Annotated in this window: 14 protein-coding genes and 1 rRNA gene; 9 read left to right on the plus strand and 6 right to left on the minus strand. The window is 70.0% G+C overall.

Annotated elements, in window-relative coordinates; translation table 11 throughout:
* Positions 1 to 23 precede the first annotated feature (23 nt).
* Together rffA and ACWEMY_RS28190 are read right to left on the minus strand one after the other, a co-directional pair.
* On the minus strand, positions 24 to 1,160 hold the full coding sequence (rffA, locus tag ACWEMY_RS28185; RefSeq protein WP_452392456.1) for a dTDP-4-amino-4,6-dideoxygalactose transaminase: 1,137 nt from the start codon (positions 1,158 to 1,160) through the stop codon (positions 24 to 26).
* Positions 1,157 to 2,284 carry a glycosyltransferase gene (locus tag ACWEMY_RS28190; RefSeq protein WP_375938450.1) on the minus strand — a complete coding sequence of 376 codons (1,128 nt, stop codon included), beginning with the start codon at positions 2,282 to 2,284 and terminating at the stop codon, positions 1,157 to 1,159. The genes rffA and ACWEMY_RS28190 overlap by 4 nt, the downstream gene beginning before the upstream one ends.
* Positions 2,285 to 2,452: 168 nt before the next feature.
* On the opposite strand from ACWEMY_RS28190, the gene ACWEMY_RS28195 reads away from it, so the two are divergent.
* From ACWEMY_RS28195 to ACWEMY_RS28205, 3 genes are read left to right on the plus strand one after another with little or no spacing between them, the layout of a single operon-like run.
* A complete protein-coding gene (locus tag ACWEMY_RS28195) occupies positions 2,453 to 4,660 on the plus strand; it encodes a hypothetical protein (protein WP_375938510.1) in 2,208 nt (735 codons plus the stop codon).
* Positions 4,657 to 5,103, plus strand: coding sequence for a GtrA family protein (locus ACWEMY_RS28200; RefSeq protein ID WP_452392457.1), 447 nt, complete (start codon positions 4,657 to 4,659; stop codon positions 5,101 to 5,103). The genes ACWEMY_RS28195 and ACWEMY_RS28200 overlap by 4 nt, the downstream gene beginning before the upstream one ends.
* A gap of 9 nt (positions 5,104 to 5,112) precedes the next feature.
* Complete coding sequence (locus tag ACWEMY_RS28205) at positions 5,113 to 5,337, plus strand: Trm112 family protein (protein ID WP_375938456.1); 225 nt, start codon at positions 5,113 to 5,115, stop codon at positions 5,335 to 5,337.
* Between the two features lie 36 nt (positions 5,338 to 5,373).
* Here the strand turns inward: ACWEMY_RS28205 and ACWEMY_RS28210 are convergent, their stop codons facing one another.
* The 4 genes from ACWEMY_RS28210 to ACWEMY_RS28225 form a co-directional block, all read right to left on the minus strand.
* The gene (locus ACWEMY_RS28210; protein ID WP_452392458.1) at positions 5,374 to 5,991 is read right to left on the minus strand and encodes a TetR/AcrR family transcriptional regulator; all 618 of its coding nucleotides are present in this window, start codon (positions 5,989 to 5,991) and stop codon (positions 5,374 to 5,376) included.
* A gap of 21 nt (positions 5,992 to 6,012) precedes the next feature.
* Entirely contained in the window at positions 6,013 to 6,777 is a 765-nt protein-coding gene (locus tag ACWEMY_RS28215; protein WP_375938462.1) for an ABC transporter permease, read from the minus strand.
* Positions 6,774 to 7,508, minus strand: coding sequence for an ABC transporter ATP-binding protein (locus ACWEMY_RS28220; protein ID WP_452392459.1), 735 nt, complete (start codon positions 7,506 to 7,508; stop codon positions 6,774 to 6,776). Before ACWEMY_RS28220 ends, ACWEMY_RS28215 begins: the two co-directional genes overlap by 4 nt.
* Before the next feature lie 74 nt (positions 7,509 to 7,582).
* Positions 7,583 to 9,094 (minus strand): multicopper oxidase family protein, encoded by a 1,512-nt coding sequence (locus ACWEMY_RS28225; protein ID WP_452392460.1) that lies wholly within the window; start codon positions 9,092 to 9,094, stop codon positions 7,583 to 7,585.
* 187 nt (positions 9,095 to 9,281) lie between these two features.
* Here ACWEMY_RS28225 and ACWEMY_RS28230 point away from each other — a divergent pair, with 187 nt between their 5' ends.
* From ACWEMY_RS28230 to ACWEMY_RS28255, 6 genes are all read left to right on the plus strand, one after another.
* Entirely contained in the window at positions 9,282 to 10,460 is a 1,179-nt protein-coding gene (locus ACWEMY_RS28230; RefSeq protein ID WP_452392461.1) for an NAD(P)/FAD-dependent oxidoreductase, read from the plus strand.
* 27 nt (positions 10,461 to 10,487) lie between these two features.
* Positions 10,488 to 11,366: an RNA polymerase sigma-70 factor gene (locus tag ACWEMY_RS28235; protein ID WP_452392462.1), complete on the plus strand. Its 879-nt coding sequence runs from the start codon at positions 10,488 to 10,490 to the stop codon at positions 11,364 to 11,366.
* Positions 11,367 to 11,388: 22 nt separating this feature from the next.
* The gene (locus ACWEMY_RS28240) at positions 11,389 to 12,012 is read left to right on the plus strand and encodes a DNA-3-methyladenine glycosylase (RefSeq protein ID WP_452392463.1); all 624 of its coding nucleotides are present in this window, start codon (positions 11,389 to 11,391) and stop codon (positions 12,010 to 12,012) included.
* A 145-nt stretch (positions 12,013 to 12,157) separates the two neighbouring features.
* A complete protein-coding gene (locus ACWEMY_RS28245) occupies positions 12,158 to 13,000 on the plus strand; it encodes an alpha/beta hydrolase (protein WP_452392464.1) in 843 nt (280 codons plus the stop codon).
* 26 nt (positions 13,001 to 13,026) lie between these two features.
* Positions 13,027 to 14,313: a tyrosine--tRNA ligase gene (tyrS, locus tag ACWEMY_RS28250; RefSeq protein WP_452392465.1), complete on the plus strand. Its 1,287-nt coding sequence runs from the start codon at positions 13,027 to 13,029 to the stop codon at positions 14,311 to 14,313.
* A 545-nt stretch (positions 14,314 to 14,858) separates the two neighbouring features.
* Positions 14,859 to 14,938: ribosomal RNA gene (locus ACWEMY_RS28255) — 16S ribosomal RNA — on the plus strand; the annotation flags it as partial.

A 14,938-nucleotide genomic window follows, 5' to 3' on the forward strand; every position in this document is an offset into this window, starting at 1 on the left:
GCCTGTGAGGCCGCGCGGGACGCTTACACCCGGTAGGCGGTGACCGCGTCCACGACGCGGCCGAGCTGCGCGTCGTCGAGCATCGGCCACAGCGGCAGCCGCAGGATGGTGGCCGAGAAGTTCGCCGAGCGGGTGCACGGCACCGGGGTGCGGCCGTACTTGAGGCCGGCGGGGCTGGAATCCAGCGGGATGTAGTGGAACGGCGCGACGATGCCCTGCCCGGCCAGGTGCCGGATGAGGCCGTCGCGGCTGTCCTCGGTGGGCATCCGCAGATAGAACAGGTGCGCGGTGTGGCCGCGGTCCTGCGGCACGGTCATCGGGCGCACATCGTTGGCCGCCGCCCAGCCGGGCAGCGCGGCCGCGTAGGTGTCCCACACCCGATGCCGGTTCGCCTGGATGGTGTCGAACTCGGCCAGCTGCGCGTCGAGGACGGCGGCGTTGAGTTCGCTGGGCAGATAGCTCGAACCGATGTCCTGCCAGGAGTACTTGTCGACCTGGCCGCGCAGGAACCGGGCGCGGTCGGTGCCCTTCTCGCGCATGATCTCGGCGCGGCTCATCAGGATCTCGTCGGAGAGCAGCAGCGCGCCACCCTCTCCGCAGTGCACGTTCTTGGTGTCGTGGAAACTCTGGGTGCCCAGGGTGCCGATGGTGCCCAGCTGCCTGCCGCGCCAGGTGCCGCCCAGGCCGTGCGCATTGTCCTCGATGATGGCCAGGCCGTGCTGGGCGGCGAGCTCGAGCAGCGGCGCCATGTCGGCGGCGACGCCACCGTAGTGCATCACCAGGATCGCCTTGGTGCGCTCGGTGACGGCGTCGGCGGCCGCGGCCGGGTCGATATTGCCGGTGCTGTCGTCGATGTCGACGAACACGCAGGTGGCCCCGCGCAGCGCCATCGCGGTGGCCGCGGAGGTGAACGCGAAACTCGGGACGATCACCTCGTCGTCGGGCCCGAGTTCGAGCAGCAGCGCGCCGAGTTCGAGCGCGTGCGTGCAGGAGGTGGTGAGCAGGGCGTGCCCGGCGCCGGTGATCGACTTGATCCGCGCGGTGGCCGACTTGGTGAACTGGCCGTCGCCGTGGCTGTGATCGGAGTCGAGCACGGTCATCAGGTTGGCGCGTTCGGCGGCCGCCCGGAACGGCCTGCTGAAGATGATGCGGTCGCTCACTCGCGGTGCCCCTTCTCGGTCGCGGCGGCCGGCACCGCGGCCTCGATTCGATGGTGCGCGGCCGGCGTGTGCATCGTATCCGGGCGCGGGGTGGGGGTCTGCACGGTCAGGTAGAGCGGCTTGCCGACCAGGATGTGCAGCGCCACACCGAGATACTCGGCGATCAGGCCGAGCGAGAACAGGATCGCCCCCGAGCACAGCAGCAGCACGACGATGATCGACGCCCAGCCCTCGGGATCGTTGTTGTCGTTGTTGGTCAGCGCCTGCACCACGACCACCGCGGCCATGATCACCCCGGCCAGCGCCAGCGAGACCCCGAGCATGCTGACCAGCCGCAGGCCGCGGGTGCCGCTGCACAGCACCATCTTCCAGAACAGCGAGAACAGCCGCCGGTAGTTGTAGCCGGACTCGTCGCGGCCCTCGGCGCGCAGCACCACCGGCACCGACACCGTGCGCCCGACCACCCAGGTGAGCGCCACATCCAGGTACGCGCCGTTGGCGGCGACCTCGGCCAGCTGACGGCCGATGTCGCCACGGATGAGCCGGAAGCTCTCGAACCGGGTGGAATCGGGAAAGGCGAACACCGTGGCCAGCACGATCTTGGCGCCGCGCGAGGTGAGATTGCGCAGGAACCCGTGCGGGCGGGTGTTGGACGGCTTGGAGTAGACCAGGTCCGCGCGCGAGGCCAGCGCGGCGTCGAGGAAATCGGCGATGAAGGCCGGGTCGTGCTGGCCGTCCTCGTCCATGGTGACGATCCAGTCGCCCCGCGCCGCCGCCATACCCGCGATCGTCGCCGCGTCCTGGCCGAAGTTGCGGCTGAGCCAGACCGCCCGCACCTGCGGGTAGGTCCGCTCGAGTTCCTGCATCACCATGTCGGAACGGTCGGGGCCGTTGTCGTGGACGAGGATGATCTCCTCGATGGCGAATCGCGCGCCCGCCACGGAGGTGGTGGGGCCGGTGAGCCGGTCGAGTTCGGCGACCAGCGCGGCGATCGTGTCCTCGCCCCGGTAGACCGGGACCACCACCGATACCGAATGGACCGTGCCGGGCCGGTCGCCGCTGTCGGGAGCGCCCGTGTGCAGCACGGCGCCGAGCCGGGACGAGTGTGCGGTAGGAATCGGCATCGTCGACTTTCGGTGTGACCGGAACAGACCCAACAGTGCTGGGAACTTTAACACCGCACCACGGCGAGTCGGCTGCTGCGCCATGGCCCGTGCGGCGGTGCCTGTTCCGCCGGTTACCTGTAGGGTCTGGTCCTCGTGGTGGAAAGTAGAACCCCTCCCCGGCGGGCCGTGTACCTGTGGGGCTTGCTCACCTCTCTCGGCGTGATCGCCGGCTATGGCGCGGTTCTGCTCGCCAACGTCCGGCATTTCTACACCGACGACACCGAATCCCAGTACGTCCCGCTGTGGGTGATGCTGGGCAGGCGGCTGCGCGACGGTGATCTGCCGGTCATGGTGCCCGAGCACTGGATGGCGGGCAATTACTCCATCGAGGAAGCGGGACTGCTGAATCCGCCGCAGCTGCTGATCGACCTGATCGCGCCCTCGGTGGACAACCTCGTGCTCTACGCGACCGTGGTGAAGCTGATCTTCGCGATCATCCTCGGCCTCGGCGTCTACCGGATCTGCCTGGCCTACGGCTCGCGGGTGCAGTGGGCGGCGCTGGCGGGCGTGTCGATCCCGTTCACCGGCTGGCTGCTGTTCTTCGACGAGGCCAGCTGGATGACCGCCTTCACCGGCACGGCGTGGATGGTGCACGCGTGGGCCTCGGGAGTGCGGTACGCGCGTGGGCGCGGCGGGCCGATCCCGGTGTTCGTCTATCTGTACCTGGCGATCTCGGTGCAGTACATCTTCCCCGCGGTCGAGGCCGGTCTGATGATCGGTGCCGTCGCGATCGGCGAACTGGTCTACCAGCGCGCCTGGCGTCCCCCGCTGAAACTGCTGACGGTCTCGGGCCTGGCGGCCCTGGCGGGCGTGGCCACCTACCTGCCGAGCATGCTCTCGGCGAAGGTGACCTGGCGCGGCACCGCCCAGATCAACAACGACCAGTTCCTCACCGTGCCGTGGTCGGAATCGCTGAACGCCAGCCTGCCCTCGACCCTGCCCGCCTTCACCTCCTGGTGGGGCTATGTCCAGCCGCTGCCGGTCGTCTACATCGCCTGGTTCCTGATCCCCGGCCTGGCCTTCATCGACTGGGGCCGGGCCCGCACCGCGTGGCGCGAGCTGACCGGCATCGCGGTGTTCGCGGCCGCCGCGCTCATGTGGACCGCGGGGCCCGGCACCATCGGCCCGCTGCGCTGGCCCGCCCGGGTGCTGCCGATGGTGGCGCTGGGGCTGCTGCTGCTGGTCTGCGTGCTGCTGGGACGCTTCGCGACGGTGAAGGACTGGCGCTCACGGTGTGTCGCGGCGGCCGTGCTGATCGGGCTGCTGTGGGTGCGGTCGTTCTCGGCCGACCCGCACCACGTCCCCGCGCATCTGCTCGCCGCGGCGGCCGTGGCGGCCCTCGGCGCGGGCATGGTGTGGCTGGCCCTGCGCAAGGGCACCTCGGCGGCGGTCGCGCTGGCGATCGTCGCGGTGTTCCCGATCGCCTACGTCCAGGTCGAACGCGCGCAGCCCACGCCGATGAGCTGGAACCTGCCCAGCGACCGGGCCGCGGCGCGCGCGGCGTTCCCGGAGTTCGCGGGCACCACGCTGCAGCTCGGTGACCGCGCCCTGATCCAGCCGGGCGAACGCAGCCTCGACGGCGCGTACGGGTCGCTGGTCTTCGGCAACTACGCCAAGGACATCGAACGCACCTACGTCAGCGGCTACACCCCCAACGGCCACTACTGGTTCGGTGACATGCTCTGCATGCGCTGGGACACCAGCGTCTGCCCGGACGCCTACCGGCGCGCCTTCGCGGTGGAGCCGTCGACCGGCAAGACCGTCGTCGACCTGATGAACGTCGACCGGGTCGTCCTGCAGACCGCGCTCTACCCCGACGCCCGCAACCAGCCCGCCCCCACCGGCTGGAAATGGGTCGACTACCCCGGCCACGAGAAGTACATCGCCGTGCTCGAACGCGAGGACGGGCTGATCTCCACTCGCAACGGCCGGATCTCCGCCGCCGAGGGCGTCACCGCGGTCTCGCTGTCGGAGAGCGACACCACCAGCCGGGTGCGGGTCAGCTCCGAGTCCGGCGGCCGGGTCGTGTTCGCGCGGCTGGGCTGGCCGGGCTACCGGGTGACCCTCGACGGCGAGGACATCCCGTTCCAGGTCGTCGCGAAGAGCTTCGTCGCCGTCGACATCCCCGCGGGCACCCGCGACGCCACCCTCGACCTGACCTGGCGGCCGCCGGGCTGGAAGATCGGCGGCGCCGCCATCGCCACCGGCCTGCTCGGCCTGGCGCTCCTGCAGTGGCTGTACCTGCGCGGGCGCAAACCCGAGGACGAGCAGGAGACGCCCGTCGAGACCCCGGTCCCCGACGACGATCCCGAGCTCGTGGACGCGCTGCGATGACCACCGAGGCCGCGGCGGCGGGCGGCGGTGTCCTCGAGACGCCGGGCCCGCTGCTGCGGATCGTGAAACGCCAGGAGCTGGCCTTCGCCGTCGTCGGCGGATTCAACACCCTGCTCGGCATGGCCCTGGCGGTGTTCTGGCTGCGGGTGCTCGGTGACGGCAGGCCCGGCCTGGCCGTGGTCGCCGCCTACGCGGTGAGCACGATCGTCGCGTTCGTGCTGCATCGCACGCTGGTCTTCCGGGTCCGTGGCCGGGTGCTGCGCGACTTGCTGGCCTTCTGCGGGGTGAACGCCGGCGGGCTGGTCCTCAACGTGATCCTGGTGGAGTTCGCCGTCACCGGACTGGGTTTCCCGGCCGAGCCCGCCTCGGTGATCGTGATGGGGCTGGTCGCGGTACTGAGCTTCTTCGGGCACCGCTACATCTCGTTCCGGCGGGCGCGGTAGGTTAGGGGCATGGCGCACGAATCCACCCTCGACGCAACCCTGCTCGGCCTGCTGGCCTGCCCCCAGGACAAGGGCCCGCTGCAGCTGGTGCGTACCGAAGACGGCGCGAGCGTGCTCTACAACCCGCGGCTACGGCGCGCCTACCCGGTCGACAACGGCATCCCGGTCCTGCTGATCGACGAGGCCCGCGACGTCACCGACACCGAACACGAATTCTTCGCCTCGGAGTCCTGACCACTCGAGCCGGCGGGTGCCACGTCCTGACCGGAATCAGGCCGTGGCACCGATGTCGCCGGTGAGGTAGCGCTGTACGGTCGGCCCGACCGCGGCGACCACCTCCGCCAGCGGCATGGAGGCCAGCGGTTCGAGGCTGATCACCTTGCGGGCGATCAGCAGGCCCGCCATCTGCGCCCCGACCAGCGCCACCCGCGCGTGCCCGTCGTCCTCGGCGGTGGCGAGCCGGGTGCGTACCCGCTCCAGCACCACCTCCAGCAGGAACGTGCGCGCGAGGTTCGGGTCGCCGGCGATCATGCTGCGCGCCATGGCGACCACGCCCGGGCCCGCGGGGGAGTCCCACACCGCGACCACGGTCCGCACGATCGTCTCCCCGAGCTCGTCCACCGGCGCCGCCGCGACAGTCGACAGCGTGGCCTCGGGGTCGGCGGGGAACTCGACCACCGCCGCGAACAACTGCTGCTTGGTCCCGAAATAGTGGTGCACGAGCGCGGGATCGACCCCGGCGTCGGCGGCGACCGACCGGATCGAGGTCTTGTCGAAACCGGCCTCGGCGAAGCGGGCACGGGCGGCGTCCAGGATCGCCGTCCTGGTGTCGGCCTTGCCCGGCCTGCGCCCACTGCGCCTGCCCGGCTCGCGTCCGTCGCCGCCCATGCTGTCCTCCTCGCTATCGATTCACGCGGTCCGCCGGCGCAGCGTGGCCGCGGCCAGGGCCAGTGCCACCACCGCGAACCCGGCGACGACAGCGATGTCGCGCCACATCGTCGCCGTCGGCTCGGCATGGGTCGACACCTGCTGCAGCGCGTCCACCGCGTAGCTCAACGGCATCACATTGCTGAGCAGCTCGAGCCAGCGGGGCAGCTGATCGCGCGGAACGAGCAACCCGCACAGGAAGATCTGCGGTGCCACGATCACCGGCATGAACTGCACCGCCTGGAACTCGGTGCGCGCGAACGCGCTGGCCAGCAGCCCCAGCCCCACCCCGCACACGGCGTCGACCATGGCGATCAGCATCACCCAGCCCGGACTTCCGGCCGCCTGCATCCCGAGCAGCCAGAACGAGACCGCGCACGCGACCGCGGCCTGCGCGGCGGCGGCCAGCGAGAACGCCGAGCCGTATCCGGCGAGCAGATCGAACTTGCTCAGCGGCGTGGTGAGCAGGCGTTCGAGGGTGCCGGAGGTGCGTTCGCGCTGCATGGCGATGGCGGTGATCAGGAACATCACCACGAACGGCAGGATGCCCAGCATGGTGATCCCGACGCGGTCGAACATGGTCAGCGGCGCGTGCGGCGGGCGCGGCGCGTCCTGATAGATGAAGTACAGCAGCGCCATCAGGATCGCGGGCACCACCAGGATCATGACGACGGTGCGCCGGTCGTTGCGCAGCTGACGCAGGATCCGGCCGGTGGTGGCGGTATAGGGCCGCAGGGCGGTGCTCATGCGCGCGCTCCCCTCGTGATCAGGGTCAGGAAGGCGTTCTCGAGGTTCTGCTCGCCGGTGTCGGCGCGCAGTTCGTCCGGGCTGAGCTGGGCGAGCAGTTCGCCTTCGCGCATCAGCAGCAGGGTGTCGCAGTGATCCGCCTCGTCCATCACGTGACTCGACACCAGCAGGGTCGTCCCGGCGGCGGCCAGGTCGTGGAACTGTTTCCAGAGTTCCACGCGCAGGACCGGATCCAGCCCGACGGTCGGTTCGTCGAGCACCAGCAGTTCGGGCTTGCCCACCAGCGCGCAGGCCAGCGAGGCCCGGGTCCGCTGCCCGCCCGAGAGCTGATCGCCGAGCTGGTCGGCGTGGTCGCGCAATCCCACCGCGGTGAGCGCGTCCTCGGTATCGGCGCGCTCGCGTCCGTAGAGCGCGGCGTAGTACGCGACGTTCTCGCGCACGCTGATATCGGCGTAGATGCTCGGCGCCTGGGTGACATACCCGACGCGGCGCCGCAGCCCGGCGCTACCGGCGGGCTCGCCGAGCACCGTGACCGTGCCGGACTGCACCAGCTGGGTGCCGACGATGCTGCGCAGCAGCGTGGTCTTCCCGCACCCGGACGGACCGAGCAGCCCGGTGATCGACCCGCGCGGTATCCGCGTCGAAAGACCTTGCAGAACAGTGCGTTTCCCGCGCCGGACGGTCAGATCGGTGACCTGGACGGCGTCCTGGGGTGGTGGAGTGTGCGACATCGGCCGACTCAATTCATCGAGTGTTGAATTCACTACGTGATGAATTTAGCGCGGCCGATGTCGCACGGCAAGGGTCAGTGGGCGTGTCCGTGCGGCGTGCCCGCCTGCTGCCCGGGCTCGACCACCACGAACTGGCCCATCATTCCCAGGTCCTCGTGCCAGAGCAGATGGCAGTGATACATGTACGGGGTGTCCGGATCGGCGGGCCCGTCGAAGCGCAGCGCCAGCCGCGCGGTGGTGTTCGGCGGCAGGAAGATCGTGTCCTTGGGCCCGGTCAGCGCGGGCGGCGGCGCGCCACCGTCGTAGTCGAGCACGCGGAACTGCACATCGTGGACATGGAAGTTGTGCGGCATCCCGTCGGTATTGCGCACCACCCACGTCTCGGTGGTTCCCCGGGTGACCGTCGTATCGATGCGATCCATCGCCATGGCCGTGCCGTTGATACCCGACAGCGTCAGATCGAACCGCCGCTCGGTCACCGCGTCGCTGCCGTCGGGCGTGGACGCGGGGACGAGCGCCGCGGGCAGCGGGGCGGATTCGCGCAGGGTCGGCGCGGCCCGCAGCTCCAGGATGTCGAAGCGGTCGTCACCACCGGCGAACCGGTTGCCCCAGAAATCCAGTCCGGCGTCGAGACGTTCGCTGCGCAGCACGGTCCGCTCGCCGGGCCGCATCCGCACCACGATCTCGGCGCGTTCACCGGGGGAGAGCTGCACCCGGTCGAGGGTGGCCGAGCGTTCCAGCAGACCGCCGTCGGAGCCGATCAGTGCGAAGGGTCGCGCGTCGTCGAAGGCGAAGGTGTAGATCCGCGCGGTGGAGGCATTGAGCAGGCGCAGCCGCACCAGCTCGTCGCCCACCTCCTGATACGGGGCCAGGGTGCCGTTGACGAGCGTGCGGTCGCCGAGGAACCCGACATCGCGGAAGATCGTGTGCGAGCCGTCGAGCTGGTCCCTGCGCAGACGCAGGTCCTGCACGATCACCGGAAGGTCGTCGACGCCATAGGTCTTCGGAAGGGGGAGCGCCGAGGCCGCGGCGTCGTCGATCAGGAACATGCCCGCCAGGCCGCGCCGGACGTGGTCCTCGGTCGCGCCGTGGGGATGCGGGTGGTACCAGAGTGTCGAGGCCGGTTGCGCCACCGTCCATTCCGGTGTCCAGGTCGCGCCGGGCTCGACCATCTGGTGTGGCCCGCCGTCCATCGCGGCGGGCAGATGCATGCCGTGCCAGTGCACCGTCGAGGCTTCGGGCAGCTGGTTGGCGATCCGGACCCGCACGCGTTCCCCCGCGCTCGCCCGCAGCGTCGGCCCGAGGTAGCTGCCGTTGAAACCCCATGTCTCGGTGTCGGTTCCGGGCTCGAACGCGGTGGTGCCGCGGCGCATGTCGAGGGAGAACACGCGGGTGCCGTCGGCGTCGACGGTGGACTCGGCCAGGGGCGGGATCGCCAGCGGGCGGGTGAATTCGGTACCGACGGTGGAGATGTCGGCCGTGGCCCAGATCCAGCCGACGCCACCGGCGATCGCGGTGAGCAGGACGACGACGAGCGTGCCCGCGCCGAGCAGGGCACGGCGCACACGGCGCGGGGGAGAAACCATGCCCCGACGGTAGGAACGGGCCACCCTCCCGCACATCGGGGAGCGACCCCCAACCCGACCCCGACATCCCCCTGATTCCCGGCATTCCAGCAGGTCAGGAGCATGTGATCTGCATCACAAGACGAGGTTGTCACGTTCGGCCCAGCTCGTCTGTCCCCTGGATATCCGACCGAGAAGGAGCGTCACCATGAGCACCACCCCGTATCGCATCGTCGTCCTGGGCGCCGGGTACACCGGTCTGCTGGCCGCGGTCCGGCTGGCCCGCCGCACCCGCAGGCTCGATGTGCGGATCACCCTGGTCAACCCCTCGACCCGCTTCACCGAGCGGCTGCGCATGCACCAGATCGCCGCGGGCCAGGAACTCGCGCACTACGACATCCCCGCCCTCCTGAACGGCACCGGCATCCGGTTCGTCCGGGGTCGCGCCACCGTCCTCGACCCCGAGACCCGCCGCGTGCACGTCGAGGGAGCGGGCGACCTCGCCTACGACGAGCTGATCTACGCCCTCGGCAGCACCACCGATACGACCGCGGTCCCCGGCGCCGCCGACCACGCGTGGACCCTGAACGATCCGCGCACCGCCCACGAATTCGCCGGGGAACTCGCCCGGCTCGCGACGACGGGCGGCACGGTGACCGTCTGCGGCGCGGGCCTCACCGGCATCGAGGCCGCCGCCGAGATCGCCGAGACCCACCCCGGCCTGCGCGTGGTCCTGGTCGGCTCGACACAACCCGGCGCGATGATGGGCGACCGGGCCCGCGCCTATCTCGCCGCCGCGCTGGACCGCCTCGGTGTGGTGCGCGAGATCGGGCAGCGCGTCACGAAGGTCCTGCCCACCGCCCTCGAACTGGCCGACGGCAGGCAACTCGCGAGCGACCTCACCCTGTGGACCAGCGGCGTGCGGGTCTCACCCCTGGCCGCGGCGGCCGGGATCGGCACCGACGAACGCGGCCTCATCGTCGTCGACCCGACCCTGAAGTCGGTGTCGCACCCCACGATTCACGCGATCGGTGACGCCGCCGCCGTCCACCAGCCGTGGGGCGCCGTCCACGGCACCTGCCAGAGCGGCCTGCCCACCGCCGCCTACACCGCCGACGCCATCGCCGCGCGCCTGCGTGGAAAGCCGGTGCGCCCCTTCCGCTTCGGCTACGTCCACCAGCCGGTGAGCCTGGGCCGCCGCGACGCCGTCATCCAGTTCACCCACGCCGACGACACCCCGCGCCGCCTGCACCTCACCGGCCGCGCCGCCCGCGTCTACAAGGAGCTCGTGAGCAGCAGCCCGATCCCCGCCGTCAAGGGCAGCAAGCGGATGACCATGACCGTCCAGCTGTCGAAGGGCGGCCGGGCGACCCGCCACCCGGCCTGACGCGGCCCATGCGTCATGGTGGAGCCCATGCCAGAACAGGACCCGTTCCTCGAACATCGCCGGCTGCTGTTCGCGACCGCCTACCGCATGCTCGGGACGGTCACCGACGCCGAGGACGTCCTCCAGGACGCCTGGCTGAAATGGCACGCCGTCGACCAGGCGACCGTCGAGCACCCCAGGGCGTATCTGGTCCGCGCGGTCACCAATCTGGCGCTCAACCGGCTCACCTCGGCGCGCGCCACCCGCGAGCAGTACATCGGCCCGTGGCTGCCCGAACCGGTGCTGACCTCACCCGACATCGCCGAGGACACGGCACTGGCCGACACCGTCTCGACCGCCATGCTGGTGGTCCTGGAAACGCTCGCCCCGGTCGAACGCGCGGTCTTCCTGCTGCGGGAGGTCTTCGGCTACTCACACGCCGAGATCGCCGACACCCTCGACCGCTCCGAGGCGAACGTGCGCCAGATCGCCCATCGCGCCCGGGACCACGTGCGGTCACGGCGTCCACGCTTCGACACCGACCAGGCCGCGCGCGCCCGCGTCACCGACCGGTTCATGGCCGCGTGCGCGGGCGGCGACCTGAACGCGCTGATGGATCTGCTCGCGCCGGAGGTCACCTGCTGGTCCGACGGCGGCGGTGTCGTCACCGCCGCTCGCAGGCCGATGCACGGCCCCGACCACGTCGCGCGCTGGATTCTGGGCGTCCTGGCGAAACCGGCGTCGGCCGGTGTAGAGCTCACCGCCGCCGACATCAACGGCGAACGCGGCGCCCTGGCCTGCTTCGCGGGCAATCCGGGCGCGGCCTTCACCTACGACCTGGTCGACGGCCTGATCCACAACCTGCGTTTCCAGGTGAACCCCGGCAAACTCGGCGGCCTCTACCGGGGCACCGAGCTGCTCGGCTGAGCCCGCGTCGACAATGGTCGTCGTGTCCGCACAGGAACTCGCCGTCGATCCACCGGCCGCCGCGCGCAGATTGCTCGGCGCCACCCTGTCGTCGGGCCCGGTGGCCCTGCGCATCGTGGAGGTCGAGGCCTACGGCAGCGACCCCGCGGGCCCGTGGCCCGATCCGGCCGCCCACTCCTGGCCCGGCCCCACCGCCCGCAACGCGGTGATGTTCGGCCCGGCCGGTCGGCTCTACATCTACCGCTCCTACGGAATCCACCTGTGTGTCAACGTCACCGCGACCTTCGACGGGGTCGCCGGTGCGGTGCTCGTGCGCGCGGGCGAGGTGGTCGACGGCCTCGAGATCGCCCGCCAGCGGCGTCCCGCGGCCCGCACCGACGTCGACCTCGCCCGCGGTCCCGGCAATGTGGGCAGCGCCCTCGCCGTCAGCCTCGACGACTACGGCACCGAGCTGTTCGACCCGTTCTCGGCCGTCCACCTCACCCTGCGTCCACCGGTGCCGGACACCGCGATCGCGTCGGGACCGCGCGTCGGCGTGAGCCTCGCCGCCGACGTGCCATGGCGGTTCTGGCTGCCGGACTCCCCGGCCGTCTCGGCCTACCGCCGCAGCCCCCGCGCGCCCGCGGCCGTCATCCCACCACGCTGACCGCACCGGTGCGATGAGCTCGGTGTCGATTCGTCTGCCGAGCCAACACTCCGGCGGCGATCTCGGCGCCGGATCCAATGGCAGGCACCTACCGCGAGTGCGACGATCGAGAATCCCAGTTCGACGCCGACCCGCAGGAGTACCCGTGTTCACCTTCCCCAGCAGCGACGGCACCACGATCCACGTCCGGAGCTGGCTGCCCGCCGAACCGCGCGGTGTCGTGCAGATCGCGCACGGCATGGGTGAGCACTCCGAGCGGTACGGCCATCTCGCCGAACGCCTGGTCGAGCACGGCTACGCCGTCTACGCCGACGATCACCGTGGCCACGGCCACAGCATGGGCGAGGTCCCCGGCGACCTGGGGTCCGACGGCTGGAATCTGCTCGTCGCCGACGAGGTCGCCCTCACCCACCTCCTGCGCGAGCGTCACCCCGGACTGCCGATCACCCTGTTCGGCCACAGCCTCGGCTCCTTCGCCGTGCAGCAGTACCTGCTCGACCATTCCGCCCTCGTCGACGAGGCCGTACTGTGCGGCTCCACCGCCGTCGACGGACTGTTCGCCGCCATCGCGACCGCGGGCGGCGACCTCACCGCCTTCTTCAACGCCGAGTTCCAGCCCACCCGCACCGAGGCCGACTGGATCAGCCGCGACGAGTCCCAGGTCGACGCCTACATCGCCGATCCCTGGTGCGGATTCGCCATCGACGAGGCCAACATGGGCCTGCTCGCGGCCACCGCGCAGACCCGCCTCGCCGATCCCGCCACCGTCCGCGCCGACCTGCCGATCTACGTGATGGTCGGCGACAAGGATCCGCTCAACGCCGGCCTGCGCCTGTCGGACCTGCTCGTGCAGCGCTACCGCGACGCCGGTCTGACCGACATCACCTACCGGACCTACCCGCAGGCCCGCCACGAGGTGCTCAACGAGATCAACCGCGACGAGGTCGAAGCCGAACTGCTGGCGTGGGTGACCCGCGCCAGGGTCTGAACCCCGATACGGAAAGATGGAACACCGTGACCGGTGACATCTTCGACGAACTGACCTGGCGCGGCCTGATCGCGCAGTCCACCGACCTGGACGAGCTGCGCGCCGCGGCCGCCGCGGCCCCGCTGACCCTCTATGCCGGTTTCGATCCCACCGCGGCCAGCCTGCACGCCGGCCACCTGGTTCCGCTGCTCGCGCTCAAGCGCTTCCAGCGCGCCGGGCACCGTCCGATCGTGCTCGCGGGCGGCGCCACCGGCTTGATCGGTGACCCGCGTGATGTCGGCGAACGCACCATGAACTCCACCGACACCGTCGCCGAATGGGCCCAGCGCATCCGCGGCCAGCTCGAGCGCTTCGTCGACCTCGACGACTCGCCCACCGGCGCCGTGATCGTCGACAACATGGACTGGACCGGGTCGCTGTCGACGGTGGACTTCCTGCGCGACATCGGCAAGCACTTCTCGGTGAACGTGATGCTGGCCCGCGACACCGTCAAGCGGCGCCTCGAAGGCGAGGGCATCTCCTACACCGAGTTCAGCTACATGCTGCTGCAGGCCAACGACTACCTGCAGCTGCGCCGCGAACACGGCTGCACGCTGCAGGTCGGCGGCTCCGACCAGTGGGGCAACATCATCGCCGGTGTCGAGCTGAACCGCCGCGTCGACGGGGCGCACGTGCACGCGCTCACCGTGCCGCTGGTGACCTCGGCCGACGGCAAGAAGTTCGGCAAGTCCACCGGCGGCGGCAGCCTCTGGCTCGACCCCGAACTGACCAGCCCCTACGCCTGGTACCAGTACTTCGTGAACACCGCCGACGCCGATGTCGTGCGCTACCTGCGCTGGTTCACCTTCCTGAGCCGCGAAGAACTCGACGACCTCGAGCAGGCGACCACCGAACGCCCCTTCGCCCGCGAGGCGCAGAAGCGGCTCGCCGCCGAGATGACCACCCTGGTGCACGGCGAAGCCGAGACCCGCGCGGTCGAACTGGCCAGCCAGGCCCTGTTCGGCCGCGGCGACCTGCGCGAACTGCCCGAAGCCACCCTCGGCGCGGCGCTGCGCGAGGCCGCGGTGGACGGCAAGGTCGCCGAAGTGACCCCGGGGGAGCCGAGCACGATCGTCGACCTGCTGGTGGCCTCCGGTCTGTGCGAGAGCCGCGGCGCGGCCCGGCGCGCGGTCAACGAAGGCGGTGCCTCGGTGAACAACGAGCGCGTCGCCGACATCGACTGGACCCCGTCCGACACCGACTACCTGCACGGGCAGTGGCTGGTGCTGCGTCGCGGAAAGAAGAACATGGCCGGCGTCCGTCGGATAGCCTGAAGCCGTCGCGGAGGTCTGAATCACATCCGTGTGATTCAGGCCGATGCGCCGCCTGGCCGCGCCGCGTCTACCAGCGCAGATGCCCTGCTGTCCAGGCGATTTGACGCGGCGTTATCCGGCGCGTAACTTATTGGAAGTCAGAGCGACACGGACACCAACCCGGAGCCGAGACGCTGGTCCTCGAGACCGGCGGGGCGAGGGAAAACGCGGTAGGACGGGGAAGCGCCTGACATTGCCTCAACTGTGTGACCAGAGTTACGATTGACATCGTCTGGACACGAAGTTAGGCTGGAACAGTTGCCCTGCGGAAGATCTGAAGAATTTCGGTGATTCTGCTTGTGCGTGTGTTCTTTGAGAACTCAATAGTGTGTCGATGAATGTCAGTGCCAAATATTATTTGGTGCCAGCCTTTCATACCCCCCGGTTGGAAGGTTGGACATTTTTGAATGTCAGCAAACTTTTGCTGGTGTTCGGCATTGCTAGGTTTTCGGACTCTAGTCTTTAGATTATTCTGATTCGCTCTTTCGGGAGTGTTTCGAGAGTCTTCAACGGAGAGTTTGATCCTGGCTCAGGACGAACGCTGGCGGCGTGCTTAACACATGCAAGTCGAGCGGTAAGGCCCTTC

The sequence above is a fragment of the Nocardia sp. NPDC004415 genome (genome assembly GCF_053602435.1).